The organism is Streptomyces sp. NBC_00846, assembly GCF_045207325.1.
Taxonomy (GTDB): domain Bacteria; phylum Actinomycetota; class Actinomycetes; order Streptomycetales; family Streptomycetaceae; genus Streptomyces.
The window spans coordinates 505519-531338 of sequence record NZ_CP108846.1; the positions used below are offsets into that span (position 1 = coordinate 505519).

General features: G+C 70.9%; 27 protein-coding genes and 1 pseudogene. 11 read left to right on the forward strand and 17 right to left on the reverse strand.

Going from position 1 to position 25820, the window contains the following annotated elements:
- Window positions 1–218: 218 nt before the first annotated feature.
- The 6 genes from OG936_RS02385 to OG936_RS02410 all read right to left on the reverse strand — a co-directional run bounded on the left by OG936_RS02385 (window position 219) and on the right by OG936_RS02410 (window position 7390).
- Window positions 219–1373, reverse strand: a complete 1155-nt coding sequence (locus OG936_RS02385; protein WP_406492184.1) for a glycosyltransferase family 4 protein — start codon at window positions 1371–1373, stop codon at window positions 219–221.
- 16 nt (window positions 1374–1389) lie between these two features.
- A complete protein-coding gene (locus tag OG936_RS02390) occupies window positions 1390–2124 on the reverse strand; it encodes an FkbM family methyltransferase (protein ID WP_406492186.1) in 735 nt (244 codons plus the stop codon).
- 342 nt (window positions 2125–2466) lie between these two features.
- Window positions 2467–3138 carry a response regulator gene (locus tag OG936_RS02395; RefSeq protein ID WP_383760501.1) on the reverse strand — a complete coding sequence of 224 codons (672 nt, stop codon included), beginning with the start codon at window positions 3136–3138 and terminating at the stop codon, window positions 2467–2469.
- Between the two features lie 177 nt (window positions 3139–3315).
- Window positions 3316–4278 (reverse strand): alpha/beta hydrolase, encoded by a 963-nt coding sequence (locus tag OG936_RS02400; RefSeq protein ID WP_406492188.1) that lies wholly within the window; start codon window positions 4276–4278, stop codon window positions 3316–3318.
- Between the two features lie 207 nt (window positions 4279–4485).
- Complete coding sequence (locus OG936_RS02405) at window positions 4486–6363, reverse strand: transketolase (protein ID WP_406492189.1); 1878 nt, start codon at window positions 6361–6363, stop codon at window positions 4486–4488.
- Window positions 6364–6619: 256 nt separating this feature from the next.
- Window positions 6620–7390, reverse strand: coding sequence for a dienelactone hydrolase family protein (locus OG936_RS02410; RefSeq protein WP_406492190.1), 771 nt, complete (start codon window positions 7388–7390; stop codon window positions 6620–6622).
- 272 nt (window positions 7391–7662) lie between these two features.
- On the opposite strand from OG936_RS02410, the gene OG936_RS02415 reads away from it, so the two are divergent.
- A complete protein-coding gene (locus tag OG936_RS02415) occupies window positions 7663–8061 on the forward strand; it encodes a DUF6221 family protein (RefSeq protein ID WP_406492191.1) in 399 nt (132 codons plus the stop codon).
- A gap of 416 nt (window positions 8062–8477) precedes the next feature.
- Entirely contained in the window at window positions 8478–8978 is a 501-nt protein-coding gene (locus OG936_RS02420) for an inorganic diphosphatase (protein ID WP_406492193.1), read from the forward strand.
- 129 nt (window positions 8979–9107) lie between these two features.
- Here the strand turns inward: OG936_RS02420 and OG936_RS02425 are convergent, their stop codons facing one another.
- On the reverse strand, window positions 9108–9650 hold the full coding sequence (locus OG936_RS02425) for a histidine phosphatase family protein (RefSeq protein WP_266744750.1): 543 nt from the start codon (window positions 9648–9650) through the stop codon (window positions 9108–9110).
- 417 nt (window positions 9651–10067) lie between these two features.
- Between OG936_RS02425 and crcB (OG936_RS02430) the strand changes: the two genes are divergently transcribed.
- The 3 genes from crcB (OG936_RS02430) to crcB (OG936_RS02440) are packed head-to-tail and all read left to right on the forward strand — an operon-like array spanning window position 10068 to window position 11256.
- A complete protein-coding gene (gene crcB, locus OG936_RS02430) occupies window positions 10068–10532 on the forward strand; it encodes a fluoride efflux transporter CrcB (RefSeq protein WP_406492194.1) in 465 nt (154 codons plus the stop codon).
- Window positions 10529–10885 (forward strand): DUF190 domain-containing protein, encoded by a 357-nt coding sequence (locus tag OG936_RS02435; protein ID WP_383760488.1) that lies wholly within the window; start codon window positions 10529–10531, stop codon window positions 10883–10885. Before crcB (OG936_RS02430) ends, OG936_RS02435 begins: the two co-directional genes overlap by 4 nt.
- Complete coding sequence (crcB, locus tag OG936_RS02440) at window positions 10882–11256, forward strand: fluoride efflux transporter CrcB (protein WP_406492196.1); 375 nt, start codon at window positions 10882–10884, stop codon at window positions 11254–11256. Before OG936_RS02435 ends, crcB (OG936_RS02440) begins: the two co-directional genes overlap by 4 nt.
- Window positions 11257–11381: 125 nt before the next feature.
- Here crcB (OG936_RS02440) and OG936_RS02445 read toward each other — a convergent pair whose 3' ends face one another.
- Entirely contained in the window at window positions 11382–11528 is a 147-nt protein-coding gene (locus OG936_RS02445) for a hypothetical protein (RefSeq protein ID WP_406492198.1), read from the reverse strand.
- Between the two features lie 10 nt (window positions 11529–11538).
- On the opposite strand from OG936_RS02445, the gene OG936_RS02450 reads away from it, so the two are divergent.
- Window positions 11539–11718 (forward strand): hypothetical protein, encoded by a 180-nt coding sequence (locus tag OG936_RS02450; RefSeq protein ID WP_406492199.1) that lies wholly within the window; start codon window positions 11539–11541, stop codon window positions 11716–11718.
- Window positions 11719–11961: 243 nt separating this feature from the next.
- On the opposite strand, the gene OG936_RS02455 is transcribed toward OG936_RS02450, so the two are convergent.
- From OG936_RS02455 to OG936_RS02470, 4 genes are all read right to left on the reverse strand, one after another.
- Window positions 11962–12339, reverse strand: a complete 378-nt coding sequence (locus tag OG936_RS02455; protein ID WP_406492200.1) for a zf-HC2 domain-containing protein — start codon at window positions 12337–12339, stop codon at window positions 11962–11964.
- 147 nt (window positions 12340–12486) lie between these two features.
- The gene (locus tag OG936_RS02460; RefSeq protein WP_383760481.1) at window positions 12487–13182 is read right to left on the reverse strand and encodes a response regulator; all 696 of its coding nucleotides are present in this window, start codon (window positions 13180–13182) and stop codon (window positions 12487–12489) included.
- Window positions 13154–14392 carry a sensor histidine kinase gene (locus tag OG936_RS02465; protein WP_406492202.1) on the reverse strand — a complete coding sequence of 413 codons (1239 nt, stop codon included), beginning with the start codon at window positions 14390–14392 and terminating at the stop codon, window positions 13154–13156. The genes OG936_RS02460 and OG936_RS02465 overlap by 29 nt, the downstream gene beginning before the upstream one ends.
- Window positions 14393–14682: 290 nt before the next feature.
- Window positions 14683–15795 carry an alpha/beta hydrolase gene (locus tag OG936_RS02470; RefSeq protein ID WP_406492204.1) on the reverse strand — a complete coding sequence of 371 codons (1113 nt, stop codon included), beginning with the start codon at window positions 15793–15795 and terminating at the stop codon, window positions 14683–14685.
- Window positions 15796–16091: 296 nt separating this feature from the next.
- On the opposite strand from OG936_RS02470, the gene OG936_RS02475 reads away from it, so the two are divergent.
- A complete protein-coding gene (locus OG936_RS02475; RefSeq protein WP_406492206.1) occupies window positions 16092–17213 on the forward strand; it encodes an aldo/keto reductase in 1122 nt (373 codons plus the stop codon).
- Between the two features lie 76 nt (window positions 17214–17289).
- Here OG936_RS02475 and OG936_RS02480 read toward each other — a convergent pair whose 3' ends face one another.
- Window positions 17290–18735 (reverse strand): dihydrolipoyl dehydrogenase family protein, encoded by a 1446-nt coding sequence (locus OG936_RS02480; protein WP_406492208.1) that lies wholly within the window; start codon window positions 18733–18735, stop codon window positions 17290–17292.
- A gap of 207 nt (window positions 18736–18942) precedes the next feature.
- Between OG936_RS02480 and OG936_RS02485 the strand changes: the two genes are divergently transcribed.
- The 4 genes and pseudogenes from OG936_RS02485 to OG936_RS02500 all read left to right on the forward strand — a co-directional run bounded on the left by OG936_RS02485 (window position 18943) and on the right by OG936_RS02500 (window position 22064).
- The gene (locus OG936_RS02485; protein WP_406492209.1) at window positions 18943–19155 is read left to right on the forward strand and encodes an SDR family oxidoreductase; all 213 of its coding nucleotides are present in this window, start codon (window positions 18943–18945) and stop codon (window positions 19153–19155) included.
- Window positions 19156–19409: 254 nt separating this feature from the next.
- On the forward strand, window positions 19410–20816 hold the full coding sequence (locus OG936_RS02490; protein ID WP_406492211.1) for a PP2C family protein-serine/threonine phosphatase: 1407 nt from the start codon (window positions 19410–19412) through the stop codon (window positions 20814–20816).
- Between the two features lie 18 nt (window positions 20817–20834).
- A pseudogene (locus OG936_RS02495) lies at window positions 20835–21110 on the forward strand (cupin domain-containing protein); the annotation flags it as partial.
- A 213-nt stretch (window positions 21111–21323) separates the two neighbouring features.
- Complete coding sequence (locus tag OG936_RS02500) at window positions 21324–22064, forward strand: class I SAM-dependent DNA methyltransferase (protein ID WP_406492212.1); 741 nt, start codon at window positions 21324–21326, stop codon at window positions 22062–22064.
- A gap of 58 nt (window positions 22065–22122) precedes the next feature.
- Here OG936_RS02500 and OG936_RS02505 read toward each other — a convergent pair whose 3' ends face one another.
- From OG936_RS02505 to OG936_RS02520, 4 genes are all read right to left on the reverse strand, one after another.
- Complete coding sequence (locus tag OG936_RS02505) at window positions 22123–22374, reverse strand: DUF3459 domain-containing protein (RefSeq protein ID WP_406492213.1); 252 nt, start codon at window positions 22372–22374, stop codon at window positions 22123–22125.
- Window positions 22375–22694: 320 nt separating this feature from the next.
- The gene (locus OG936_RS02510; RefSeq protein ID WP_406492214.1) at window positions 22695–23402 is read right to left on the reverse strand and encodes a gamma-glutamyl-gamma-aminobutyrate hydrolase family protein; all 708 of its coding nucleotides are present in this window, start codon (window positions 23400–23402) and stop codon (window positions 22695–22697) included.
- Complete coding sequence (locus OG936_RS02515) at window positions 23399–24892, reverse strand: aldehyde dehydrogenase (RefSeq protein ID WP_406492216.1); 1494 nt, start codon at window positions 24890–24892, stop codon at window positions 23399–23401. The genes OG936_RS02510 and OG936_RS02515 overlap by 4 nt, the downstream gene beginning before the upstream one ends.
- A 20-nt stretch (window positions 24893–24912) precedes the next feature.
- The gene (locus OG936_RS02520) at window positions 24913–25719 is read right to left on the reverse strand and encodes an acetoacetate decarboxylase family protein (protein WP_406492218.1); all 807 of its coding nucleotides are present in this window, start codon (window positions 25717–25719) and stop codon (window positions 24913–24915) included.
- Between the last annotated feature and the right edge of the window lie 101 nt (window positions 25720–25820).

The following is a 25820-nucleotide window of genomic DNA, read 5'->3' on the forward strand; positions in this document are numbered from 1 at the left end:
GGTGGGCCCCATGTCCAGGGAACGGCACGATCCCGGCGCCGGACCCCGCAGGCCGAGGACCGTACTGCTCACTCGGCAGCGGCTCGACGCCCCACCCCTGCCGGCCCGACCCCTGCCCCGGCATCCGGCCGTCCGGCTCGCCGGCGTCGTCGTCGAGACGCAGCCCGGGCTCCCTCGAAGAGCGTTGCAGTACGCGGGGCCGGCGCCGTTCGCCGGGCCTACTCCCGCCCCGGCGTGACCGCCGGGATGCTCTCGGGGTTCAGCAGTTGCGTCAGATGGCGGGCCGAGGCGTCCCAGGACCAGGATTCCCGCGCCCAGTCGCGGCCCGCGGCTCCCATCTCGGCGGCCAGGCCGGCGTCGAGGAGTATCCGGGTCAGCGCACCGGCGACCGCCGTGGTGTCGGTGCCGTCGACGACGCGGCCGGTCCGGCCGTCGAGCACCGTGTCCGGAGCACCGCCCGAGTCGCCGACGACCACCGGCAGACCGCTCGCCGCCGCCTCCAGGAACACGATCCCCAGCCCCTCCGCCTCCAGTCCCGCCTTCCGGGTGCGGCACGGCATCGCGAAGACGTCCGCCGCCGCGTAGTACGCAGGCGTCTCGGTGTGCGACTTCCCGCCCACGAAGCGGACCGCCCCCTCGCCGTGGCGCAGCGCCAGCTTGCGCAGCCGTGCCTCGTCCGAGCCGCGTCCGACCACGACGAGCACCGCGTCGGGCACCTCCCGGCGGATCAGCGGCAGAGCCCGGATCAGCATGTCCTGGCCCTTGCGCGGGACCAGCCGGGCCACACACAGGATGACCCGCTTGCCCTGCAGGCCGAGCTCGGCCCGCAGCGCGGACCCGGCGTCCGCGTCGGGCCGGTACACCTCCGCGTCGACCCCCGGCACCAGGCGGCTCATCCGCGCGCGCGGACCGAGGGACGGCTCGATCCGGGCCCGCGTGTACTGGCCGAGATACGTGACGACATCCACGCCCTCACCGATGCGGCGCATCATCCGGCGTGCACCGGGTGTCCTGGCCCACCAGATCTCATGGCCGTGGGTGGTCGCCACCATGCGCCGTACGCCGCTGCGGCGCAGCGTCGGCGCCATCAGGGCGAGCGGCGCGGCGGCCCCGAACCAGACCCGGTCGCAGTCATGGGCCCTGGCTATCTCGATCGCCCTGCGCGTGACCCGCCCGGTCGGCAGCAGCATGCCGCTGGTGTCACGTACGACAGGAAACGGGAGCGCCGCGTCGTAGGCGGCGTCACCCGGCTCGCGCGACGTGTAGACCACCACGTCGTCGTCCGGTATTCGCGTCGCCATCGCGTGCACGAAGGTCTCGATGCCTCCCTGACGCGGCGGGAAGTCGTTGGTGATGACAAGGGTGGAGCCCATGAATGTATTGGATCCTTCAGCTGGATGGGGTCGAGCGAGCCCTGAAGAGGTAGTTGCGGCAGTCGTCGGTCACGTCGGCCACACGTACCCAACTCCGTTTTTGCCAGCGGTACATGACGTAGTCGAGCGCGGCGAGCCGGCCGACGAGGTGGGCCGCCTTCATGTCGTACTTCTCGAGGTGCCGGTCCTCGATCTCCAGCAGGAGTGCGGGCCGGTGGCGCAGCAGCGTGCGCCGGGCACCGGACAGCACGGCTGCCTCCGCCCCTTCGACATCGGCTTTGATGAAGTCGACCCGGTCCAGGCCCATGTGGTGGCAGAGTCCGTCCACCGTCCGCGCCGGTGTGGTCACGGGGCGGGAGGTGGCGAATTCGACGATGGGGCCGGGCCCCGAGGCGCCGACGGTGAGGTAGGCGCGTCCGTGGACGGGCAGCAGGCGGCGTCGGGGCAGACTCATCGTTCCTTCGTGCGCACGCTCGCAGAGCGCCATGTGGTGCACGGTGACGTTGTCGCAGCCGAGGGTGGCGGCCACGGTCCTGAGCCATTGCGCCGGGCCGCGCAGCGGTTCGACGCTGCGCACCTTCCCCGACGGTCCGGCCTGCGCGGACAGGTTCCAGGTGCAGAGGCCGTACTCGGCCCCGATGCCGAGGCAGACAGCGCCCGGCCCTAACAACGGCCGCAGTCCTGCCACTTCGGCTTCCACGAAGTCCCAGCGCCCAGATGCCCGGCGCAACGCGTGCGCGACCGACAGCACGCGCAGTCCCGGCTGTGGGCGACCGGACCCGAGGGATCCGGCCGACGGGTCAACCTGCCGCTCATCAAACGCCTTTCAGCCTGCACGGGCGCACGGGTTCTGTTGCCGGAACGACGCCACACGCGGTCGGCCTTCCATCGCATCATCGGATGCGGGGTGATCCCATCCTTCTTCAGAAGCAGATTGGCCCGGGCATCAGACCTGAGATGTAGATCTCAGGTCTGGATCCACAGGTCCGAAACCGTCATGAAGGAACACGGACCAGGGCTTCACGCCCCGGCCTGGCGAGCAGGCACCCCCTTCGGCTTCGGCGGGCCCAACGGCCGTCGTCCCGGAGCGGCCTCAGCTTCCGCCGGGGCGCACCAGGCCCGTCTCGTACGCGTGGATGGCTGCCTGGGTGCGGTCGCGCAGGCTCAACTTCACCAGGATCCTGCTCACATGGGTCTTGACGGTCTGTTCCGCCACCACGAGCCGCTCGGCGATCTCCGCGTTCGACAGGCCCTGCGCGATCAGCGACAGCACCTCGGTCTCGCGCTCCGTGAGATTGCCGCTGCGGCCCTTGACCGGGCTGCGGGGGACGTCGGCCATCCGGGAGAACTCGGCGATGAGACGCTTCGTGATGTTCGGGGCGAGCAAAGCCTCACCGGCCGCCACCACCCTTACCGCATGGGCGAGTTCGGCGGCGGACGCGTCCTTCAGCAGAAACCCGGACGCCCCGGCGCGCAGCGCCTCGTAGACGTACTCGTCGAGGTCGAACGTGGTCAGGACGAGGACCTTGGTGGTGTCGGCGGGTGACGCCATGATGCGGCGCGTCGCCTCGATGCCACCGACCCCGGGCATCCTGATGTCCATCAGTACGACATCGGGGGCCAGTTCGGCGACCTTGGCGACGGCGTCGATGCCGTCCACGGCCTGACCGACGACCTCGATGCCGGGTTCGGCGTCGAGCAGCACCGTGAAGCCCTGGCGGACCATCATCTGGTCGTCGGCGATCAGCACGCGGGTGGTCGTCACTGGTTGTCCTCGGCAAGGTCGGCGGGTTCGGCGGGCAGCTGCGCGGACAGCGTCGCGATCACTTCGTATCCTCCGTCGGGGTGGCGCCGAAAGCCGGCGTGCCACGCACCTGGGCGCCACCGTACGTGACCCCGCCGTCGGTAGCCCCCTCCAGAAGGTCCTCACGCGGCCAACGGATCAGGCACGAGGGGCATCGGGGATCTGTCCGTCCACGATCCGGGCGATGTTCTTGAGGGGTACGGAACCGGGCGCGAGATAGTCGCTGTGGCCACCGGAGCCCGCGTCGAAGATCCGGGCGCCGAAGCCTTCGGACACCGGGTCCGTACCGAAACCGACGTCCGCGTAAGGGAGTTGCAGGCGTATGTGTGGCACGTCGGCGATCCAGTCGTCGTCGCCCCGGCCCGCCCAGACGACGGCCGGGGTGCGCAGGCCGGCCACGTCGTCGACTCCGACGCCGGGGCTGCCGTACAGGACGAGATCCGCGATCCGCAGTCCGGCCGCGGCCCGTGCGCAGACGACGGAACCGTAGGAGTGGCAGAGCAGGGAGGTCCGGGCAGCGGGTTTGACTCTCATCAACTCCCCTAGGAATTCTCCTAGTTCCAGGGCGGCGCCCTGGGCGCGGCGTGAGGTCGCGGCGACCAGGCTCACCGTGGCCGGCGTCTCGTAACCGAGCCAGGCGACGACGGCGGCCCGGTCGCCCAGCTGCGTCCGGAGCGCCTGGGCTCCGCTCTTCAAGCGCCAGTAGCTGTCGACGCTCACGCCCGCGCCCGGGACCAGTACGGCGATCCGGTCGGCCCGGGACAGATCGCCGACCACTTCGACGGCACGGCCTCCGTGGCGTCCGTCGAAGGTGAGGAGGTGGCGCGCGGGACCGGCCAGCGCGCGCAGCGCCTCGGCGCGCTTGTCGTCGCCGTGGTCGTGGGCCGTCCGCGCGGCCGCTGCGATGTCCGCGCGGGTCGCGGCGTACCGCACGGCGAGGGCGCTCGGGGTGACGGTGGGCAGCGGGCCCCGGACGGTGGGTGCGGGCGATGGTACGTCGGCGGGTCTGACCGCACCCGATACCGGTACGGCCACCGACGCGACGACCAGGGCGGTGAGCAGGGCGCGGCACAGGCGTCTTCTGCGTGGGCGGGACACCACAGGTGGTTCCTTCCGTACCGGATGTCGTTCTCGATTCCGGTACGAAGCTATGGATCACACCTTGTAGTCGGCGTCCCGCCCGGGAGTGAACCTTGCGCGTAGTTCTGAAGTACGGGGGCAGGAGGCGGGTGCGGTCGATCGCCGACTCGCGCGCATCCGCTCGGAGCCCCGCTCGCGGGCTTCGTGCGGGCCCCGGATCAGCAGGGCTCAGCGGCCGACGAGGTCGTGGGCGGTCCGGATGATGCGGGTGCGTGAGATGCCCGCGGCGTCGAGGAGTTCCGAGGTGGTTCCGGAGCCCGGCAGATTGCGTACGGCAAGGTGGGTGAAGGCGGGAGCGAGTCGCTGTGCGGCGAGCGCGGACAGCACGGCCTCCCCGATGCCGCCTTCGGGGTGGTGGTCCTCGACGACGACCAGCGCGCCCGTCTCCTGGGCGGCGCGGGCGAGCACGTCGAGGTCCAGCGGCTTGACGGAGTACAGGTCGACCACCCGGGCGGGGATGCCGTCGGCAGCCAGCTGGTCGGCGGCTGCGAGGCATTCGTGGACGGTTACGCCGGCGCCGATGAGAGTGACCCGGTCGCGGTCGCTCGCGCGCAGTGTCTTGGACCCGCCGACGGGGAACGTCTCGTCGGGGCCGTAGAGGACGGGGTAGGCGCCCCGGGTCGTGCGGAGGTAGGAAATGCCGTCCAGGTAGGCCATGGCGGCGGTCAGGGCGGCGGTGGATGTGGCGTCGCTGGGGTAGAGCACGGTGGAACCGTGGACGGCCCGCATCATGGCAAGGTCCTCCAGGCCCATCTGGGACGGGCCGTCCGCACCGATCTCGACACCGCAATGGGTCCCGCACAGGCTCATGGAGATCTGGGAGACGGCCGCCATGCGGATGAAGTCATGGGCCCGGGTGAAGAAGGCCGCGAAGGTGGTGGCGTACGGGCGGTAGCCGCGTACGGCCATACCGACGGCACTGGCGATCATCTGCTGCTCGGCGATGTAGGTCTGGAAGTACCGCTCGGGGTGCGCCTTGCCGAAGTCCTCCGCGTGGGTGGAATTGCCCACCTCCGCGTCCAGGGCCACGATGTCGGGCCGGGCGCCGATCGCGGCGAGCGCCTTGCCGAAGGCGACGCGGGTGGCGACGGATTCGCCGATCCGGAATTGCGGCAGCGTCACCTGCACGGGGGCGGCCGGGGCGGCGGAGGGGGCGGCGGCCGGCCGGTGGCCGCGGACGGTGAGGTGGCGTACGCCGCCCAGTTCGGTGACGGCACGCGCGGCGAGGTCCTCTGGCAGCGCCTTGCCGTGCCAGCCCTCGGCGTCCGCGACCTCCAGGACTCCCTGGCCCTTGACGGTCCTGGCGACGACGACCGTGGGAGCCTGCCCGTCTCCCGCGACGGCCAGGGCCTGCTCGACGTCCGCGAGATCGTGGCCGTCGACGACGAGGGCGCGACAGCCGAAGGCTTCGGCCCGGCGGGCGTAGGCACCGGTGTCCCAGCCCAGCTCCGTGGGTCCCCGCTGGCCGAGACGGTTCACGTCGATGATCGCGACGAAGTTGGCCAAGCGGTGTCGGCCCGCCTTGTCCAGGGCCTCCCAGACCGACCCTTCGGTCATTTCGCTGTCGCCGCACAGCACCCACACCCGGTACGGCAGGTGTTCCAGGTCGCGTCCGGCGAGCGCGATGCCGACGCCGTACGCGATGCCCTGGCCCAGCGAACCGGTGGCCGCGTCCACCCAGGGCAGGACCGGAGTCGGGTGACCCTGCAGACGAGCGCCGTTGCGGCGGTAGGTGGTCATCAGCTCCTCTTCGCCGATCGCACCGGCGGCGAGGAACATCGCGTACAGCAAGGGGGAGGCGTGACCCTTGGAGAAGATCAGGTGATCGTTGGCCGGATTCTTCGGGTTCTGCCAGTCGTAGCGCAGTTGGCGCGTCATGAGGACGGCCATCAGATCCGCGGCGGACAGGCTGGAGGTGGGGTGGCCCGAACCGGCGGCGGTGCTGGCGCGGACGGAGTCCACTCGCAGCTGCTGTGCCAGCTGGAAGACCTGGTCGAGGCCGCTGTCCGGCCCGAGGGAGACAGTGTGGGCGTTCTGGGCCGTCATCGCGGCTTCCTCTCTCGTCCTGCCTTCTGATCCGGGCGTTCTGACTACGGGCGTTCTGTTCCGGGTGTTGCGATCCGGACGTTCGACGGCCGCCGGCTCGCGGGCCGGGCGCCGAACCACGTGCGCCGTCTGCGGCCCCCTGCCGACGGTATGTCCATGGCACGGGGGCCGCGATTCAGCGGGGGCCGGGATTCAGCGGCAGCGCGGGAGTCGGCGAGGGCCGGGAGTCAGGCCCGGAGCCGGCAGGGGCCGCGGTTCACACGCGTGCCGGCCCGATGGTGCGGTCCAGGAGTGCGGTCAGTGCCGTCCAGTGGTGGTCGTCCGCTGTGCTGTCGTACCTGACGGTGTCCGCCTGGGTGAAACCGTGGTGCGCCCCGGTGTAGACCTCACTGTGGTGGCGCACGCCCGATGCGGTGAGCGCCTCGTCGAGGCGGTCGATCTGCTCGGGGGGCATCGAAGGATCCTGGTCCGCGTGGCCGAAGTACAGCTCCGCGGTGATCCGGTCGGCAAGCAGGTGCGGGCTGTCGGCAGAGTCGGTGGCCAGGTGCGCGCCGTGGAAGCCGGCCGCGGCCGCGATCCGTTCCGGGTACGTGCCTGCGGTGTGCAGAGCGAGGCCGGCGCCCATGCAGTAGCCCGTCACAGCGACCGGCCCGTCGGCTGCCAGGGGGCAGTCCGCGAGCCAGTCCAGATAGGCGTTGGCATCGCGCATCGCCAGATCGGGTGTCAGTGACCGCAGGATCGGGCCGAGACGCTCGAAGATGTCCGGTCGTCGGACCGGATCGATGAATTCGGGCAGCTCGACCACCGGCGCTCGCCCATGGCGGTAGAAGACGTTGGGGACCAGGACGGTGTAACCGTCTCCGGCAAGGCGGTCGGCCATCTTCTTCAGCTGGGGACGGAGTCCGAAGGCATCCATGTAGAGCAGGACCGCGGGGTGCGGACTGCTGTCATCGGGATGGGTCAGGTAGGCGTCGGCAGCGCCGTCCTGTGTGGGAATGTCCACGGATGTTCCGCGCACGGAGGACATGGGCGGTTCTCTTCTCTCGTCGGACGCTCCTCCGTGCCCGGTGGCAGGAGGTGTGCGGTTGCGGTCAGCGATCGTAGACGGTCGCTGATCGTTCGGCCGGTCCCCGGCCGCGGCCGGGGCACGTCGTCAGGGACGTTGTGCCGGTCTTCCGACTCGGTATCGTCGTCCGGCAGCCCCGGAGAACGAGGCGTACGAGACGAACGAACAGCACTCGCGCGGACAGTAGGTGCAGTTCCCGGCAGGGCCAAGACGGTGAAGGACTCGCGATCCCGATGACAGAAAACTCCGACATGATCGACTTTGTTCGGGCGCGCCTCGCCGAGGAGGAACAGATCGCGCGAGCGGCGGGCGGAGAGAACTGGCGGTGTCCGGCCGACGTGCCCGGCGAGGTCCACGACCGGTCCGGCGCCATCGCGTTCATCGTGCGCAATCGCGGGTTCGACCAGCACATCGCTCACCAGGACCCTGCCCGTACCTGTCGCCGCATCGAGACGAGCAGGGTTCTGCTCAATGAGTACGCGGAGGTCGCCGACAGGGACACCGACCGCCCCGAGCACGACTTCTCATCCGGCCGTGCCGTCGGACTCGGCTTCGCCGTCCGGCAGATGGCCGCAGAGCATGCCGGCCACCCCGACTACCGGGCCAAGTGGCTGCCGCGGTTCATCCAGTAGCGTCCGACGCCTGCCGCCGGCGTCGGACGTCTGCCGCCGCGTCCGGGAAGGAGCCGCGGCAGCGACTGCCGCGGCGTTCCCGGGGCGCCGTCGCCCGGCGTACGGAGCCCTGACCGGCGGGGCCCCGTACGACCACTCCGTCCCCGCTCGGCCGCACCGCGGCCCTTCCGCGCTGCCGGATGCACAGGGCAGGCGCACACTGGAACCGCGCGCCGGGCGTGCCGGTGATCATGTCCGCATGCGCTGCGCCCCACGCCGCACCCGCGGGCTCATGTGCCCGCGAGCCATCTGCCTGCACCACACCCTCGGCTCTGCTGCGCAAGAAGGGCCGGCGCACCCGTCACGAGGCCGAGGGCGCCGGGAGCAGCGCGAACCGGCGCGCAGCACCTCCAACACCCCATCGCCAGGAGGCAGCTATGGAGTTCGACGTGACGGTGGAGATCCCTCGGGGGTCCCGCAACAAATACGAGATGGACCACACACTGCACCGCATCCGCCTGGACCGGCTGCTGTTCACGTCCACCAAGTACCCGGCGGACTACGGCTACATCGAGGGAACGCTGGGCCGCGACGGCGATCCGCTGGACGCTCTCGTACTGGTCGGAGAACCGACGTTTCCCGGCTGCGCCATCGAGTGCCGGGCTGTCGGCATGTTCGTCATGAAGGACGAGAAGGGGCCCGACGAGAAGGTCCTCTGCGTGCCCGCCCATGATCCGCGCTACGCCGCCATGCAGGACATCGGCGATATTCCCGCCTTCGACACATTGGAGATCACCCATTTCTTCGAGGTCTACAAGGACCTCGAACCCGGCAAGTCCGTCGAGGGATCCCACTGGGAAGGACGGGACTCCGCGTACGCGGAGATCGAGGCATCCCGCGAACGCGCCGTCGGCGGGAGCACCAAAGGGCCCACGTGACCACCTCGCGCCTTGCGAGCTGATCCTGACGTCGCACGGCGAGCAGCAGGCGGCCCGCCGCCATTGAATTGAGCTGATCTGCGCGGGAGCCAGCCTCCCTCGGCATCGTTGTCCTGGGCGTCGTTCGAACTAGGCGTCGTTCGAACGCCTGACGTGGACGCCGCGCGGTACGGCGAAATCGGTGAGCGTCGCCGTCCCCGGAGCGAGCCGGGCCCACGTGCCGGGCAGCATCAGCACCGCGACCGCGGCGGTCGGATACTTCACGCGGGCCCGCGTGAGTGCCTCGTCGTCGCCGTCCCCCGCCAGGGACAGGACCATGTCCTGCACTCCCGGCTGGTGGCCGATCAACAGCACCGTCCGCCGCCGCTCCGGGACGTCGCGCACGACGGAGACCAAGGCGGACGCGCTCGCCTCGTACACCCGCGGCTCGAACACCACCTCCGGCGCGGCGCCCAGTTCCGCCGCGACCAGATCCCAGGTCTGCCGGGTGCGCCGGGCGGTCGAGCAGATGACCAGGTCGGGCACGCACTGCGCCTCGTACAGCCACCGTCCGGCCGCCGGGGCATCCCGTCGGCCCCTGCCCGCGAGCGGGCGCTCGTGATCGGGTACACCCTCCGGCCAGGCCGACTTGGCGTGCCGCAGCACGATCAGCCTCGCCGACGCCTGCGTCACAGGCCGGGATGCGGTCCGGACAGCCAAAGCCGTACGCACCCCCTGCCTGCGGGCCGGCCTCCGGGTCGAGGCGGCGTGTCGGATACGGCTGGATCACGCAAAGCCATAATGGGCGCCATGCGGCGCGGTCACGGCGAGCCTCATCGCCGGATGTCCAGTGTCCCGCGCGGGGGCGGGCGCCACAACCGCCGTACCTCTCCCCCACCCCTCCCGCCCGGACAGGAGAACGTCCCCGGCACCCGCTAGGCTTGCCGGAGGCGGTGTTCTCGTACGCACCGCACGGCGGTGGGGCCCGCCGTACCCGAACCGCGGCAACGACGCCGCCAACGGTCCCTACTTGCGACGCGCACTTCACGCATGCCTGCGCCCGGCGAGTAGGAGATGTACGTGGAAGAGTCCCGGAGCCCGATACCCCCGATGGTGAATGAACCCGTCGACCCCGACGTCGATCTCCACAGTCCCGCGCAACACAGAGAACTCCGGCTGCGCCAGGGCCCCGTGGTGGCCGCTGTCGCGCTCGGCGGCGGGGTGGGGGCGGCCGCACGGTACGGGGCCTCGCTCCTGTGGCCCACCGCGGCCGATGCCTTCCCGTGGACGACCTTGGCCGTCAACACCATCGGCTGCGCCATCATCGGCGTCTTCATGGTCGTGATCACCGACGTCTGGGCGGCCCACCGGCTCGTACGACCCTTCTTCGGCACCGGTGTCCTCGGCGGCTTCACCACCTTCTCCACCTACGCCGCCGACATCCAACGCCTCGTGGACGGGCGCGAAGCACGCACGGGCCTGGCGTACCTGGCCCTCACGCTGCTCGCCGCCCTGGCCTCCGTGTGGATCGCGGTCACCGTGACGCGACGTGTCATCGAATGGAGGCAGCCATGAGGCTCACCGGTTCCGCGCTGCGCGTCACCATCTTCATCGGCGAGAACGACATGTGGCACCACAAGCCCGTGTTCACCGAGATCGTCCACCGGGCCCGCAGGGCCGGTCTGGCCGGCGCCTCCGTCTTTCGCGGTATCGAAGGCTTCGGCGCCTCCTCCCTGATCCATACAACGCGGTTGCTGTCCCTGAGCGAGGACCTGCCGGTCGCCATCGTGATCGTCGACACCGATGACCGGATCCGGGCCTTCCTGCCGCAACTGGACGAACTCGTCACCGAGGGGCTCGTCGTCCTCGATGACTGCGAAGTCATCCGCTGCACGGGACGGCACGGCCGCGCCGAGGAGGGGCAGTGAACTGGCTGCTCGTCATCGCGGGCGCCATGGTCGGAGCCCCCCTGCGCTACCTGACCGACCGCACGGTCCAGTCCCGGCACGACAGCCTCTTCCCGTGGGGAACTTTCACGGTCAACGTCGTCGGCTGCCTGGTCCTCGGGCTGCTCACCGGCATGGTCACGGCCAAAGCCGTCTCCTCCGAAGTACAACTGCTTGTCGGCCCCGGCCTGTGCGGGGCGCTCTCGACGTACTCCACCTTCTCCTACGAAACGCTGCGCCTGGCGGAGGACGGAGCCCGGTTCTACGCCGCGGCGAACATCGCGGCGAGTGTGGTGGCCGGGCTCGGAGCCACGTTCACCGGTACGGCGCTCGCCCAGGCCGTCTGGGGATAGCCGCTCCTCTGGCAGGACCCTGCTGCGGGGCAGAAGCGCCCGCCGCCGGAGGAGACCGGAGAGGTACGTGAACGCGAATGCTCCGGTGGCGTGGGTGCTCCGGGGCCGCGCCCGGTCCGGGTGTGTCAGGCGCGGGTACGGAGGGTGCCCCTGGTGAGGCCGAGCAGGCGTTCGGCCGTTGTGATGGCCATGTCTTCGAGCACCGGATGGTCCACCTGTGTGTCGTCGTCGGCGTACGCGCCAAGACCGTCGACGGTGACCAGGAGCCTCACGGGCCACCTCGTGACAGGGGACGGTGAGCCGCCGGTGACCTGCCTGCCCGACCTGGACAAACCGCTCGGCCGACGCTGGGCGAGCCTCGCGGCCGTCGCCCTCGAACCAGCGTCGCGCACCGCCGGAATCCTCGACGGCACACCCGTCGACATCGGCGCGCGCGACTGGCGCATCCTCACCGCCGGCTGATCCGGACGCGGGCCGCCCGTGGACGGCATGGGCAGGCTGCGCAAACCCGCGCGCACCCAGTTCTGGTCAAGGTCCGCCAGGCGCTGTGCGGCGAGGTCGCCGGCCCGGTTCCTGGCGTGATCTCGTGGCCCGCGAGGGCGGGAACGGCGGTCGGCGCGGCCGGCCCGTCCGGGCCCGTGAAGGGACCTGTCAGGGCCGGTGCCGTTGTGCCCCAGGGCACGTCGCCGCTTCCACCAGGTCGGTTCACCTGAATTGCGACGTGGTCTTGCTGACCCACTGGGCCAGTGTGATCTGCGTCGTCGGGGCGGCCCCGCCCGACCCGGGGTAACGGGAGGACCCGTGGCCGCGTTCGGCCCGGGTGGCCGCGCACGCCCGCCTGTTCCGGCCCTGGCCGCAAGCCAGGGCGTCGCGCAGCAGGGTCAGGTGTGCGGGCACCGCCGCACGGCGGTCGCGCTCGTCCCGGCACGTGTCGCAGGTCGCCAGGTGAGCCGCCACGGCGCTCGCCTCATCGGGTGCGAGGAACTCGAGTGCGTTTTTGGCCAGTAGTCCACGGATCCTGCGGCATTCCTCGACGACGGGCTTCTCGCCGGACATCTTGGTCGAGCAGTGGGCTTCGATCATGGCGAAACCTCCGTTTCTTGGTCTCACCTTCGCCCATCGGCGGCCCCTGGCGCGTCGTCCCCACACGGTGATTCCCGACTACCACGGCTGCGGTATCCGGTACGTCGGACTACTGCTGGGACCCCACGCGGAACAGCGTGTGGACGATCACGCGGGCACCTCCGGGGGATTCGGCTCGGCAGCCGGACTGACCAGCCCGCACTGATAGGCGACGACCACGAGCTGGGCGCGGTCACGAGCCGCCAGCTTGGTCATCGCCCGGTTGACGTGGGTCTTGGCGGTCAGCGGGCTGACGAACAGACGATCGGCGATCTCGTCGTTCGACAGGCCCAGTGCTACGAGGATCATGACGTCGCGCTCCCGCGGCGTCAGGCACTCCAGCCGCTCGTGCACGGCCACTGGACACGGATCCGGCTGGGACAGAAACCGAGTGATCAACGCCCGTGTCGCCGTCGGCGACAGCAACGCCTCGCCGCCCGCGACCGTGCGGACGGCTTCGAGAAGCTCCTCCGGTCGCGCCCCCTTGCCGAGAAAGCCGCTCGCACCCGCGCGCAGCGCCTCGGCGACGTGCACGTCGTTCTCGAAGGTGGTCAGGATGAGTACCTTCACACCTGCGAGGTCCTCGGACTCGCTGATGAGCTGTGTCGCCTCCAGGCCGTCCATCTCCGGCATGCGGATGTCCATCAGGACCACGTCCGGGCGCTGTGCGCCGGCCAGCTCGACCGCCTCGCGTCCGTTGGACGCCTCCGCCACGGTCTCCATGTCGTCCGTGGCGTCGAACAGCATTCTGAAGGTGCCCCGTAGCAGGGCCTGATCATCGGCAAGCAGTACGCGAATCGTCATGCCCATCTCTCCGATCCCATGCCGGACCGGGGCGGCTGGGGCGCAGCGGTAGTTCGGCCGTCACGGTGAATCCGCCCTCGGGACGTGGTCCCGCGTGCAGCCTGCCCCCGATCGTGGCAGCCCGCTCACGCATGCCGATCAGCCCGTGACCGACCCCTGGCTGAGGAGGGTGCGCTCCGGCGGACCCGTCGTCCTCGACGGTGATCGTAAGCCGTTCACGGTGGTAGTGCAGGAACAGCCGCGCATGGTCGGCTCCGGCGTGCTTGCGCACATTGGTCAGGGACTCCTGCACGATGCGGTACGCGGCCAGGTCGACCGCCGGCTCCAGCGGTTCGGTGTCGCCGCACCGGGTGTGGCTCACGGCGAGCCCGGCGCGTTCGAACGACGCCAGCAGGGCCGGTATCTGCGCAAGGCCCGGCATCGGATCGCGCAGCGCCACCGGGTCGTCGGACTGCCGGAGCAGGCCCACGGTCACCCGTAGTTCGTCCAGGGCGGAGCGGCTGGTGTCCCTGATGTCCTCCAGAGCCTTGAGGATCTGTTCCGGTCGCTGGTCCACCAGATGGACGGCGACGCCCGCCTGCGCGTTGATCAAGGCGATGTGATGCGCGACGATGTCGTGCAGTTCGCGTGCGATCCGGACACGTTCGGCCGCCACTCGCTGCCGTGCCTCCTGCTCTCGGGTGCGCTCCGCGTGCTCCGCCCGTTCCTCCACGGCCGCCACATAGGCGCGGCGTGAGCGCACCCCGTCCCCGACGGCGGCCGGCAGTGCCGTCCAGGCCAGCATCGCGACCGTGTCCGGCTCCAGCCACGACTTCCCGGTGAACACCGTGGCGGCGCTGATCAGGGTGGCGGCCGAGACGCATGCCGCGGTCCAGGCGGTACGCCGGTCGGTCCGCACAGCCACGTTGTAGACGGACACCAGAACCGGACTTGCGACCAGCGGGCTGTCCCGAATCCCGAGTACCTGAAAGGCCACCCCGCAGCTAATAGTGACGACCAGTACGCCGAACGGGTGACGGTGCCGCCACACCAGCGCGGAGCAGCCGACGGCTGCCACCAGCACTGCGGGCCAGCGCAACAAGAATTGATGCTGGTGCGGTACGACCGAGGCAGCCACGACCGACAGCACGAACAGCACCGCCGCGCCCACCGCGTCCACCACGCGGATCCGGGCTTGCGCTCCCGGCCTCCAACCATTGATCACCGCCATGTCCCCACCGTAGGGTCGACCGCCGAATCAGGCATCGTCGCGCCACGGCAGGGGCTCGCCGAACAGGGAACGGCTTGGCCTCTTCCCCCACCTTGAGGGCATCGTCGGACACGCCCTTGGGACCCGTCGAGCCCTGAGGCGTACGTCCGGCCCGGATGACGCGGCAGGATCCGGGAACTACATGGTCACGGTGCAGTCCTTCGTCGGTTTCGGGGAACAGCAGCCGTCCGGACCGAAGGCTGCCCCGCTGTTCCCCGGATGTTCCCCGAAACCGTGTTCAGGGTGCAGCATCATGTCGCCGGCCCCCCGGACACCGTCGAGCCGACGGAGGGATTCTCCCGCGGCATGCGCGGTGTCGAACACCTCGGGACCCTCGCGCCGGACTGCGCCAGGAGGCGCTGGAGCCAGCGGGTACGGGCGTTGCGTGCGTCCTGGCTGAGGGCCGCCCGCGGTGCCAAGCCGTCGAAGCCGTGGTAGGCACCGGGCCATACATGCAGTTCGGCCTCGCCGCCGGCCTGCCAGATCGCGTTCGCGTAGGCCACGTCCTCGTCCCGGAGCATCTCGGCCGACCCGACGTCGATATAGGCCGGGGGGAGTCCGGAAAGATCCCTGGCGCGGGCGGGAGCCGCGTAGGGCGGCAGGTCCGCGGCACCGTAGCGGTCACCCAGCAGTGCCTTCCACGCGGTCGTATTGGAGGTGAGGTCCCACACGTCGAGGCCCGTCATCTGATGGCTGGAGAAGGTGCTGCCGCGGTCGTCGAGCATCGGGCACAGCAGCAGTTGCCCCAGTGCCCCGGGACCGCCGCGGTCACGGACCAGCAGGGCGAGGGCCGCGGCGAGTCCGCCGCCGTCGGCGCTCTTCCCTCCGATGACGACGCGGTCCACGTCGATGTCCAGTTCGGCCGCGTGCCCGGCCGCCCAGACGAGTCCTGCGTAGCAGTCCTCCAGCGGTCCCGGGTACTGCGCCCGCGGCGCCAGCCGGTACTCGACCGAGATGACGGCCAGTCCCAGCGGGAGCGCCCACTCGCGCAGAATCCGCGGAAGCACGGACCACGCGTTGCCCATGACCATCGCACCTCCGTGCATGTAGTACAGGAGAGGCAGCGGCCCGACGAGCCCGGCCGGCCGTGCGCTCACGAGCGTGACGTCCGGCCCGCCCGGCGGTCCCGGCACGCAGAACTCCGCCACGTCGAAACGGCCGTCGGCGCGAAGGCCCTCGGCCGTCGGCCTGGGCCGGCTCGCGGCATCCCGCTCTTGGCGGGCCTCAAGATTGCCCGGGGTGAGCGGCTCCCTCGACTCCTTACCCAACGCAGCCAGCGCAACGCTCAGTTCGGGGTCGAACGGAGGCACTGCCTTCGGTGTCGGGACACGGCGGGCCTCCGACGGCGTACGGCGGACACTCATCGCCTGCCCTCCCCGGTCGAACGGCGGGATGCCGTCGGGCAGTCCCGCGGAAACTGTTCGGCTGCGCACACACGCACCCCGGGAACACTCGCCTGAGACCCATACGGCGTAGCCAATCACGTCGTCGGGCGACACCGCTGCCCGGACCACGGGCCGAGGCCGTGGCCCCATCGATCCGGGCATCAAGCTGTCGACGTCGCGGGGCACGGATCTTGTTCAGGACGGGCGGCCCACGGATCTCTGGGGCACTCTCGGCCTTGCCGTCGTGTGCACTCCAACCCCCAGTGTGCTCAGGCATGGAGAACAGGACGCCGGGAAACAGCGGGATCGAGGTCAGTGCGCTGGGATTCGGGTGCTGGGCGATCGGCGGTGAGTGGCAGGACGCCGACGGAAACCCTCTCGGATGGGGCACGGTCGATGACGAGGAGTCCGTCGCGGCGATCCGGCGGGCGATGGAGCTCGGGGTTGCTTTCTTCGACACTGCGGACGTGTACGGCACCGGCCACAGCGAGCGGGTACTGGGGCGGGCGCTCGCGGGCCGGCGGGACGAGGTGGTCATCGCCACCAAGTGGGGCAATGTCTTCAACGAGGAAACGCGCACGCTGATCGGTGAGGACACGACGGCCGCCTACGCGCGCCGGGCGCTGACCGCGTCATTGCGGCGACTGGGCACCGATTGGATTGACGTGTACCAGCTGCACCTGAGCGACGCACCATGGGGCGCGGCGGCTGAACTAAGCGACGTATGTGAGGAGTTCGTACGAGAGGGGCTCATCCGCGCGTACGCCTGGAGTACCGATGATCCCGGCCGAGCCGCGCTCTTCGCTCAGGGGGAACACTGCGCGGGCGTCCAGCACGCGTGCAATGTGCTGGTGGACGCGCCCGAGACGCTGGCGTTGTGCGAGCAACGTGGACTCGCGTCCATCATTCGCAGCCCGCTCGCCATGGGCCTGCTCACCGGAAAGCAGGGATCTCCCGGCCGCGGTTCAGCGGGCGACATCCGATCGCTGCCGCCCGCGTGGCTGCGCTGGTTCGACGAAGGTAGCGTGCCCGCACCCCAATGGAGGGCGCGCGTCGATGCGGTACGGGACGTCCTCACCGCCGACGGCCGCACGCTTGCACAGGGTGCCCTCGCGTGGCTGTGGGCACGCAGCCCGCGGACGGTACCGATCCCCGGTTTCCGTAGCGTCGCCCAGGCCGAGGAGAATGCCATGGCCCTCCAGCGCGGCCCCCCTTTCCGACGCCCAGCTCTCCGAGGTCGCCGAGCTGCTGCGGTGAGAGGTCCGGCCGTGGCCGAGCTCCGTGCCGCTCGCGCCGCCCGGCCAAGTGACCGAACTTCCCGCCGACTTGTGGCCCTGACCCGTGGTGCCGGAACGGTCGGATCGGGGCACCGTCAGGGCGGGCGGCGCGGGTGCTGAGTCCTCGTCCCGGAAGGGGAAGTCGGTCAGGTACTCAGCAGTGATGGAGCACGCCTGGGGCAGGTATCCGTCCTCGTCACTGGTAGGCGGCGAGGAGGAAGAGCCAGATCTCGCTGACGGTCGGGAAGCAGGCGATCGCGTGCCTGAGCCGCTTGAGCGGGACCTCGCCGACAACAGCGACGGTCGCCGAGTGCAGCAGTTCGCCGACTCCGGGACCGACGAAGGTCACCCCGAGCAGGACTTCCCGGTCGAGGTCGATCACCATCCGTGCGTGGCCGCGGTAGTTGTCGGCGTAGAGGTTGGCGCCCTGAACAGTGTCGAAGTCGAGGTCGACGGTCTTGATGCGGTGGCCGGCCCGGGCCGCCTGTTCGGCGGTCAGGCCCACTGCGGCCGCCTCGGGGTCGGTGAAGAAGACCTGTGGTACGGCGTGCTGGTCGGCGGTGGTGGCGTGGTCGCCCCACGGGCCATCGTCCACGGGGAGGCCTGCTGCGCGGGCAGCGATGGCATCGCCGGCGGTCCGCGCCTGGTACTTGCCCTGGTGGGTGAGCAGGGCCCGGTGGTTGACGTCGCCGACGGCGTACAACCACGTGCCGTCGACCCTGCGGACCAGACAGGTGGTGTCCACGTCCAGCCATGCGCCGGAGGTGAGGCCGACCGTGTCCAGGCCGATGTCGTCGGTCGCGGGGGTCCGGCCGGTGGCGAACATGACCTCGTCGGCCTGCAGGTCGCTGCCGTCGTCGAGGGTGAGGGTGACAGGCCCCGTGGGGTCCGGGCGGCGCGCTGCGGTGACCTGGGTGCCGATCCGTACGTCCGCGCCCGCCTCGGTGAGGCTGCGTGCGACGAGCTCGCCCGCGAAGGGTTCCATGCGCGGGATCAGGCGGCGGCGGGTGAGCAGGGTGACCTGGGAGCCGAGACCCTGCCAGAGGGTTGCCATCTCGACGCCGACTCCGCCGCCACCGACGATGGCGAGGCGGCCGGGCACAGTACTGGAGTCGGTGCCGTGCCGGTTCGTCCAGGGCCGGGCCTCAAGGATGCCGGGGATGTCGGGCAGGAGCGGCCGGCTGCCGGTGGCGACGGCCACCGCGTGACGGGCGATGAGACCGTGGCGTGCGCCGTCGTCCCTGGTGACCGTAATGCGGCGGGGGCCGTCGATGCGGCCGTGGCCGCGGTACAGGTCGGCGCCTGTGGACTTCACCCACTCGGCCTGTCCGGTGTCGTCCCAGTCGGTGACGTAGTGGTCTCGGCGGGCGAAGACCCGATCGTCGTCGAGCCGGCCGGTGACGGCCTGCCGGGCGCCGTCCACCCGGCGGGCGTCGGCGACCGCGATGACCGGCCGCAGCAGCGCCTTACTGGGGACACAGGCCCAGTAGGAGCATTCGCCGCCGACCAGTTCACGTTCCACGACGGCGACGGCGAGGCCGGCGGCGCGGGCGCGGTCGGCGACGTTCTGGCCGACCGGTCCGGCGCCCAGCACGACCACGTCGTAGGTGCCGTTCGCCTGATTCTCGCGTGCTTCGCTCATTGCTCCCTCGCATCTCATCGGGGCTGACGGGGCCGCATCACCGGCTCATGTAACCGCGTGATGCGCGTCGGCGGTCATACCCTGGCCGTACGGGTCACCGAGAGCGGCCGTCCGTGCCGCTTATGGCCGCATGCGGACCGTGGCCGGCCTCGGGTGGTCCGGTGCCTCCCGCGAGGGCCGCCGCCGTCCAGAACACCCCCGCGCGGGGTGCGGGTCAACGCCGTGCGCTCCGGCCCGGCACGCACGGAGGGCACGCAGGGCATGGGCGAGGACCTCGACGCCCTGGCCGCCCGGGCCCCGGCCGGCCGACCGGCCGAGCCGGCGGAGATCGCCGAGGCGATCGCCTACCTGGCCAGCGACGCGGCGAGCTTCGTCCACGGCGCCGTGCTGCCCGTGGACGGTGGCCGTACAGCGGTCTGACCCGTCGGCGGCGTGCCGGGCCTTCCCTGCCGCACAACACCGGACGGGGCGCCCGGCAGGACACCTGCATTACCGTCGATGCGCCGTAGCTTCAAGGCTGGGAAGCCAGGAGCGCCCAGCCCGGCGGGAAAGGCATGTACGCCGAATGGGTGTCTGCGGACACTGTGCGGCCAGTCGGTGGGCGGTGGGGCTGGACCGCGGTTCAGATGAGGAACGGGGATACCCGGAGTGGACGCGGAAGCAAGGCGGTGGCGATGGCGGAGGACCGGCAGGAACCGGGCGGCCGGGATGACGACGCCCCGCAGGACCAGGACGCCGCACGGGGGGAGACACCGGCGGGGGCGTCCTACATGTCGCTGCTGAACCTGCCGCTCAGCTCGGACCTCGACCGCATCGGCGAACAACTGCACGCCCTGGCTCGCGCTCAGGGCACACTCCAGGGGTTGCTTCAGGCGGTGCTGAGCATCACCGGCGAACTGGAACTGGCCGCCGTCCTGCGCCGCATCGTCAGCACCGCGATGGAACTGGCGGGTGCCCGCTACGGAGCCATGGGAGTGCTCGACGAGGAGGGCAGGTTCCTGGCCGAGTTCATCCCGCTGGGACTCACCGCGAAGGAGCTGGCACATCTGGAAGGAGTCGAGCTCCCCCGCGGACGGGGCCTGCTGGGCCACCTGATCCACCACCCTGAGCCGCTGCGGGTGAAGAACATCGCCACGCACCCGGAATCGGCCGGTTTCCCGCCCGGCCACCCTCCCATGCACTCCCTGCTCGGCGTCGCCATCAGCGTCCGCGGACGGATCTACGGCAACCTCTACCTCTCCGAACGCAAGGACGGACGGCCCTTCGACCGGCACGACGAGGGCGTGATCCTGGCACTCGCCGGCACAGCCGGGGTGGCCATCGAGAACGCCCGTCTCTACCAGCAGGTCCGCCACAGCGCCGAGCAGTTCCAGCGGCTGCTGCTGCCCCGTCTGCCGGACCTGCACCCCTTCACGGCGGGAGCTGTCTACCGCCCCGCCAGTGCCCCCGCCGCACTGGGCGGGGACTGGTACGACGCCATGCTGCTGCCCGACGGCGCCTGCGTGGCGCTGATCGGGGATGTGGTCGGGCACGACATGATGGCCGCGGCCAACATGTCGCAGATCCGCAGCATGCTGCGGGCCCTGTGCCACGACGGGCGCACCGCGCCCAGCACCGTCCTCACCCGGCTGGACCGCATTCTGGCCTCCCTGGGCGAGGTCCCCTTCACCACCGTCCTGGTAGCCCGCCTGGAGCCGGTCGGCGGCGGCTGGCAGCTGCACTGGAGCAGCGCCGGGCACCCGTCGCCGCTGTTGCTGCTGCCCGACGGCCGCGTGCGCTACCTGGAGACCGATCCCGGGGTTCCCCTCGGGGTCGCGCCCGAGCTGCCTCGTCCCGACCACTGCCAGGTGCTGCCCGTCGACAGCACCGTCGTCCTCTACACCGACGGCCTGGTGGAATTCCCCGGCCGGCCGCTGGACCAGGGCCTGGACGCGCTGGCGGTCACCGCCTCCCAGCACGCGGGCCGGCCCCCGGAGGAGCTGTGCCGGGCACTGGCCGACCACCACCCCAGCGACGGCCACGACGACCTGGCGGTCATCGCCCTGCGCACCCCGCCCCTCACCGGCTACGCCCGCTCCTGACACGCGGTCCACTTCGCCCCGGGCGCCCGCACCGCCTGGCACTCCCACGGCCTGGGCCAGACCCGCTACGTCGTCGAGGGCATCGCGCTGATCAAGTCCCGCGGCGGCGAGGTCCTCGAAGCCCGCCCCGGGGACGTGATCTGGCCCCCGGCCGGTGAGGAGCACTGGCACGGGGCCGCCGCCGACCACTTCATGACCCACATCGCCCGGTGGGAGACCGACGAGGCCGACTGGCGCGAGCACGTCACGGACGCCGAGTACGACGGCACCCGCCGCAGCACCCGCACCACCTGATGCCCCGGCACCACTTGAAGGAAGTCGTCATCCTGAGCGGAGCCGTCGTTCACGCTTCCGGGGACGCGCGCTTCGAGGAGCGCGCAGACTCGGAGATCGTCAACCCCACCGACGCCGTCATCCGCACCGAGGCAACGGCCTTACTCACCTTGCCCGGCAGTGGAAAGTAAATGCGTCGACAGTGCCGTGCCGCGCCCGGCAGAATGACCGCCCATGACGAGCAGCGAGCTGTGGACCCGTGCGACCGCCGACCGCTACGACGCCGAGGAGAGCGACAAGTCCTCGGCGACGTTTCTCGGACCGGCTCTCGACTTCCTCGCGGGACTTGCCGGAGACGGCCGGGCACTGGAATTCGCCATCGGAACCGGACGCGTGGGTATCCCGCTCCGGGAACGCGGCGTGCCAGTGACGGGCATCGAACTGTCCGAACACATGGCAGCGGTCCTGCGGCGCAAGATCGACGAGGACGCACTCCCGGTCGCCATCGGGGACATGGCGACGACCGCCGTCCCCGGCACGTTCGCCCTGGTGTATCTCGTCTACAACACCATCACGAATCTGCTCACGCAGGACGAGCAGGTCGAGTGCTTCCGCAACGCCGCGCGTCACCTGGCGCCCGGCGGCCGATTCGTCATCGAACTGGGCGTGCCGCCGCTGCGGTTCCTGCCGCCCGGGCAGGTCGCGGTGCCGTTCGACGTCTCCGAGCGGCATCTCGGCTTCGACACCTTCGACCTGGTCGAGCAGATCCTCGTCTCGCACCACTTCGCCCGCGACGGCGACGACGGCCACTACCACCGCACCAACTCCCGGCACCGGTACGCCTGGCCGGCGGAGCTCGACCTCATGGCACGGATCGCGGGGCTGGAGCTCGAACTGCGCGTCGCGGACTGGGACAGGGCGCCCTTCACCCAGGACTCCGCGAAGCACATCTCCGTGTGGCGCAAGCCGGCCTGATGCGGCCGCGCCCATGGGCCCGGCCGGGAACATCTGTCCGGCGGTTCGGCGGCGGGGGTCAGGTCAGCAGCCACACCGCCGTGTCCTGCGGGAGGCGGCCCCCTTCGTCCAGGGAACCGCCGGCGAGCAGGACGTCTGTGTGGGCCGGGAGCTCTGCGGGCTCCACGTCGAGGTTGACGACACAGGTCGGGCCAGGGCCCCGGCCGGAGGCGATGACCCCCGTCGCAGACGGCAGCCAGGTCAGCGACTCGTCCCCGAAGCCGGCGACGGTCCGTCGCAGCCGCAGCGCCTCGCGGTACAACGTCAGCATCGAGGCGGGGTCGGTGCTCTGCGGGTCGGCGGCGTAGGCCGGCCAGTCCTCCGGTTGTGACAGCCAGGGTTCGCCCCGCGCACCGAAACCGCAGTTCGGCGCGTCGGTGACCCACGCGACCCCGTCCGATGCGGGAGGCTCGGGTCCGTGGCCTGCACGCGGCCACTCCCGGACAGGCGCCGAAGAGGCCTGGTCGCAACGGGCACGGCGAGTCCGTCTTCGCCTTCGATGACAAGATCTGCCACAGCTGCCGATGACAGGGCGGACGTTGCCTGTCGGGGCACTGGTGACCTGGGGCAGAGATTCGCCGTCCGGGCTGCTCAGCCGGAGCGGGCGTGGCGCACCAGGGTATCGAACAGGTTCTGCTGGAGGGGGTCTTGGTGCGCCGTGTCCTCCGGGTGCCACTGCACCGCCACGAACCAGCCTCCTGCGGAGGGCAGTTCGAGGGCTTCGATGGTGCCGTCGCCGGCTGTGGCGGTCGCGGTCAGACCGTCGCCCAGGCGGTCGGCCCGTTGGTGGTGGTAGCAAGACGCCTCGAGCTTGTCGGCGCCCAGCGCACGCGCCGTCCGCGTTCCGGGGCGGATCGCCACCGGGTGCAGCAGATGGCAGTGCTCGTGGCCGGGGCCGCCCATGTCCTGCTGGAGGCTGCCGCCGAGGGCGACGTTGACGACCTGCAGGCCGCGGCAGATCGCCAACAGCGGCATCCCCGACTGCAGAGCTCGCCGGGCTACTTCAATGTCAAAGACGTCCTGGAGGCCGTCGACGTCGTAGACGCTGTCGTGGGTGTCGGCGGCGCCGTAGCGGTACGGGGCGATGTCGCCACCGCCGGGGAGCAGTACGGCGTCGAAGCGGGCGAGTCGGGCGGCGACGTCCTCTTCGGCCGGGTCGGCCGGATGAACGCTCGCCGGTTCGCCGCCGGCCCGCCAGACGGCCTCGACGAGCGCGCGGGCGTTGACCTCGGCGGCGTACCGCAGCGCGGAGGTGGTGGCGGAGAAGCGGGCCGGGATGGCTATCAACGGGCGCGTCACAGCTGAATCCAGGTGGTCTTGAGGTCGGTGTACTTCTCCAGGGCGTGGACGGACTTGTCCCGACCGTTACCGGACTGCTTCATTCCGCCGAAGGGCACCGTCAGGTCGCCCTCCTCGTCACAGTTGACCCAGACCGTCCCGGCCCTCAGCGCGCGCGAGACCTGGTGGGCGGTGGACAGGTCGGAGGTCCACAGGCCGGCGGCGAGGTCGTACTCGGTCGCGTTGGCGAGGCGTACGGCCTCGTCGAGGCCGTCGAAGGCGAGTACGGACAGGACGGGGCCGAAGATCTCCTCGCGGGCCAGCCGCATGTCCGGGTCGACACGGTCGAAGACGGTGGGCTGGAGAAAGCTGCCGCCGGTGGCGTTCATGGTGCGGTCCCCGCCAGTGAGCAGGCGGGCGCCCTCCGCCCGGCCGGTGGCGATGTGGTCGAGGACGCGCTCCAGGTGGGTTTCCGAGACCAGGGCGCCCATCTCCGTCGCCGGGTCCAGCGGGTCGCCGACCTTCAGTTCCCGCGCCCGCCGGATGACGGCCTCGGTGACCTGCTCGGCGATGGAGGAGTGCACGAGGAGCCGGGAGGGGGCGGTGCACATCTCGCCCTGGTTGAAGAAGATGCCCCAGGCGGCGGTGGCGGCGGCGGCCTTCTCCAGGTCGGGCGCGTCGGGCAGGATGATGTTGGGTGACTTGCCGCCCAGCTCCAGCCAGACCCGCTTGAGGTTCGAGTCGGCGGCGTAGTGCAGGAAGTGGCGGCCGACGGCGGTGCAGCCGGTGAAGGCCAGCACGTCGACGTCCGTGTGCAGGCCGATCGCACGGCCGGCGGCCGGGCCGTCACCGGTGACGACGTTGAGGACGCCCGGGGGCAGTCCGGCCTCGGTGCCGATGCGGCCCAGCAGCAGAGCCGACAGCGGGGACGACTCGGACGGTTTCGGTACGACGGTGCAGCCCGCGGCAAGGGCCGGGGCGACTTTCCAACTCGCCAGCGTGAGAGGGAAGTTCCATGGCACGACCGCACCGACCACGCCGGCCGGCTCCCGTGTTACGAGGGCGAGGGCGTCGGGGGCGGTGTGCGGGGAGGAGTCGGCAAGCTTGTCGGCCAGCTGCCCGTACCAGCGGAACGTGCTGATGACGGCACGCAGTTCGATGTCGTACGCGTCGGTGATGGGCTTGCCCATCTCCAGGCTGACCGTGAGCGCCAGTTCCTCCCGTCGCTCTTCGAGGAGTTCGGCGATCCGCAGCAGGGTCCGGCCGCGTTCGACGGGGGCCAGGCGTGGCCAGGGGCCGGAGTCGAAGGCGCGGCGTGCGGCCGCGACCGCGAGATCGGCATCGGCCTCACCCGCGTCGGCCACGTGGGTGAGAATCCGCCCGTTGCGGGGTGCGACGACGGCGAACGTTGCGCCACTGCCGCTTTCGGCCCGGCTGTCGATGTGGTGCCGGGTGGGCGGGCCGAGCTCCTCGGCCCGGGTCAGCAGTTCCTCATGGGTGACGTTGCGCATGGGTGTCTCCGGCTGCCCCGTCACTCGGCGCCGGAGGTGCCGGACTCCAGAAGCCGCCCCCCGTCCCAGACCACGCCGACCTGGCGGTAGTACGCGGCGATCGGCTCGCGGATCTCCAGGCGGGCCAGCTCCTCGGTGGGCGAGGCGAACAGTTCCAGGTCGGCGTCGCCGACCCAGGGCTGACCGCCCTCGAAGGAGGCGGCGCCGGACTCGATCAGTTCGTCCAGCGCGAGCCCCTTGCCGTTCTCGATGGACGGCAGCCAGCGGTGGTGGGCCATCGGATGGGCGTTGACGAATCCGTTCGTCTCCGACGGCTCGCGCAGGGTCACCACGGCCTGCGCCAGACGCCGGTCGGCGGCGGCGAGGGTCGCACCGAACCGTGCCCCGGCCTGGATCCGGGGCGCCGGCCCGTAGGGGTGCGGGCGGGTCTGGTGGATGGAGCCGAGCTTCTTCGGGTAGCCCTGGTGCAGTCCGCGGGCGATCGCGAAGTCCTTGTCGACCCAGATGTACACGCAGCGGGTGTAGGTCCGGCCCCGGTACTTGCAGCGGACGACGGCGAACGCCTCCTTGTACTGTGCGAGCACCGGGTCCAGAAGTTCCTCCCCCGACGCCGAGCAGGACTGCCAGTCGGCCCAGATCAGCGCGACGGCACCGGGGGCCTCGTCGGCGAGCTCCAGCGGCTCGGGCAGCAGTTCACGCACCCGGGCGGGTTCGGTGCGGTACTCGACGGTGAGCAGGTCACCGGAGTAGCGCCACGGCGGGGAGGGGATCAGCGACGAGGCGCCCGTCGCCGTCTTGGGGTGGAAGTAGCCACGGACACTGGCCATGTCGTCACGCTCCAGAGAGATCAGCAGGGGCGGGCACGCCTCCTGCGCGGGACGCGGCGGCCGGGGGAAGGGGTGCGCCACCGTGTGAGATTCGGGTCGGA